This window comes from Caballeronia sp., from assembly GCF_028292365.1.
Lineage (GTDB): Bacteria > Pseudomonadota > Gammaproteobacteria > Burkholderiales > Burkholderiaceae > Caballeronia.
In genome coordinates this window covers 1-2,585 of the sequence record NZ_JAQGMM010000666.1, presented here as the reverse complement: position 1 = coordinate 2,585, position 2,585 = coordinate 1, and the positions used below count along the sequence as shown (strand labels likewise).

Annotated in this window: 3 protein-coding genes; 1 reads left to right on the top strand and 2 read right to left on the bottom strand. The window is 62.5% G+C overall.

The window, feature by feature from the left end:
- A partial coding sequence (locus tag JWR14_RS38125) for an alpha/beta fold hydrolase (RefSeq protein WP_299719952.1) occupies positions 1–1,141 on the bottom strand: 1,141 nt, incomplete at its 3' end.
- A 216-nt stretch (positions 1,142–1,357) separates the two neighbouring features.
- Between JWR14_RS38125 and JWR14_RS38120 the strand changes: the two genes are divergently transcribed.
- Entirely contained in the window at positions 1,358–2,071 is a 714-nt protein-coding gene (locus JWR14_RS38120; protein WP_299719950.1) for a lysophospholipid acyltransferase family protein, read from the top strand.
- An 83-nt stretch (positions 2,072–2,154) separates the two neighbouring features.
- Here JWR14_RS38120 and JWR14_RS38115 read toward each other — a convergent pair whose 3' ends face one another.
- Positions 2,155–2,523 carry a response regulator gene (locus JWR14_RS38115; protein WP_299719947.1) on the bottom strand — a complete coding sequence of 123 codons (369 nt, stop codon included), beginning with the start codon at positions 2,521–2,523 and terminating at the stop codon, positions 2,155–2,157.
- Positions 2,524–2,585: the final 62 nt, after the last annotated feature.

Sequence of the window (2,585 nt, the reverse complement as noted above, 5' to 3'; positions counted from 1 at the left end):
CGAAGGTCCAGTGGCCCGCGGCATCAACGATGGATAGCTGCGCGCCCGGCCATACGTCGGCCAAGGCCTGCGCCTGATCGGCGGGACACACCATGTCAAAGCGGCCATGCACGAGCACGCACGGCAGATGCGCAATCCTGCCGATACGCGGCAACAACGGCTCCGGCGGCAACTCGTGCGCCATGTAGTGGTGCTCCAGCAGCGACATGGAGATCGCAGCGGCGTTGGCCTCGCGGGTGGATTCGGGGGTCGCCGGCTCAGCTTGAGCTGGATCATGAGCTGGATCAGCCTGCGGCGCTTCTGGCAGCGTGGCGGTGGTTTGCACGGCATCGATTTGAGCCGCTGCTTGACCCGCCATTGCCGAAGCGCCGGCTTTCGATTCGTCGCCTTTCGATTCGTCCTTTTGCGCCTGGTCAGCAGTCTTCTTCGCCGCGGGTTTATTCACGACCGATAACGTCGCCTCGAATCCTGACCACGCACGGGCGAGCTTGATGCCGGCGTCATCGAAACGGGCGAGCGGCGCGCCGGTGAGCGCCAGGATCTCGGCGGCATTGCGCGGACGCTGGCCACTCGCGGTCTCGATGGCATCCAGGAACGCCCGGTGCGCGTCCGGAAACACGCGCTGCACATCCCACAGGAACCAATCGATATCCTCCTTGCGCGCGAGGAAAATCCCGCGCAGCAAAAAGCCGAGGCAGCGTTCGGGATGCGTCACGCCATAGCTAAGCGCGAGCGTCGTGCCCCACGAGCCGCCGAACAGCGCCCATTTCTCGATGCCGAGCGCGACCCGCAACTTCTCCATATCGCCGATAAGATCGTTCGTACCGTTGTGCTCCAGCTTCCCAAACGGCGTGGATTTGCCGCAGCCGCGTTGATCGAAGAAAACCGTCCGCCACTTCGACGCATCGAGCACGTCCGCCCACTTCAGGTTCATCGCGCCGCCGGGGCCGCCGTGGACAATCAGCATCACGGGGGCGTCTTTCGGTCCTTGTGCGCGCCAGTACATGGCGTGGCCATCGCCGACATCCAGCAAGCCGTCCTCGTAGGCGAGCGCCGGCTCGGTGGTTGGCTTGGCGGCATCGCCATTCGTCGATTCCCCCTTCAACTCGCCCTTCATTTCGCTGTTTGCTTCGTCCGTCATTGCAACTCCGTTAAAGAGAGGCTGGTGCCTCTCTGATTGTCATCGGGCGATTAGCTCAGGGGCGGGCTCAGGACCGAATCCGGGACATGCGCCGCCGCACACGCTATCCTTCGGGTTTCGCACGCGGGCTCAAACGTCGGGCCGGTCAGCCTGTCCCGAGACGCTTTGCAACCCGCCGCATCTCTTTCGCACACTTTTACCACTGTCCATTTCTTAATGCATCGAACCTTCGTCAAGTGGCTATTCGCGACCTACCTGCTTGGCAGCGGTACGGTGTGGTCGATCCTGATTCTGCCTTTGTTTCCGTTCGTCGGTCGTGGCGGCCGTTATTGGCTCGCCAAACAATGGTGCCGCGCGATGGTCAAGATGATGCGCGTGATCACCGGCGTATCGTGTTCAGTCGAAGGGTTGGAGAACCTGCCGAACGAACCATTCATCATGCTGTGCCGGCATGAGTCGACATGGGAAACACTCGCGTTCATGGCGCTGTTTCCGCGCCGCATCAGTTTCGTTTTCAAGAGCGAACTCAAGCGCATTCCGTTCTTCGGCTGGGTGCTGAAGGGCCTGGATATGGTGAGCCTGGATCGCGGTTCGCCCCGTCAGGCGCATCAGGCTGTTACGCGTGAGTGCGCGGAAAAGCTTGCGCTGGGCGATGTGGTGGTGATCTTTCCGGAAGGCACGCGGGTTGCGCACGATGCGCCGCTCAAGCTGGCTTCGGGCGGTGTGAGGCTCGCGTGTTCCACGCAAGTGCCCGCCGTGCCGGTCGTGCATAACGCCGGCAAATACTGGCCGGCAAAAGGCTGGCCCGATCAGCCCGGGCATATCCGCGTGATCGTGCTGCCGCCCTTGCCCGCCGATTGTGTGGTGCCGCAAGAGTTGAACCGGCTTGCGCAAGAACGCATGGAAAAGGAACTGGCCCGGCTGGCCTGAGCTTGATTCTGGGCTCGAACGGCATCGGCTACGCAGGCCACGCGCCAGGCAACCCGTGGTAAGCAGCGGCTCGATGCGCTGCGTCAGAACGGCCGACGGCGCTTCGCCGCGCAGAGCCGGTCCACCGCCGACATGAGCGCTTCCATCTCGACGGGCTTCTGCAAATAGCCGTCATAGTGAACGAAAGCCGGCGGGTGCGGATGACCCGAGATCATCAGGAAGGGAATGTGCGCCATGGCCGAGTTGGTCTTCATCGTCTGGCATAACAGCGCGCCGCCGAGCCCCGGCATCATCCAGTCCGACACCACGATGTCCACGCTGTGCTCGCCCAATAATGCAAGCGCACCGTTGCCGTCGAACGCGGACAGTACCGTGCAGTCCGCCGACTGCATGCACAGGGTCCAGGCTTCGAGGGTGGCGGGGTCGTCATCGACGAGCAATACGGTTTTCATCTTGCTGGCGGCTTTGATGATCGTCCTGATGATTGGAGAGTTGCGGAGTCAGACAGCGCAAA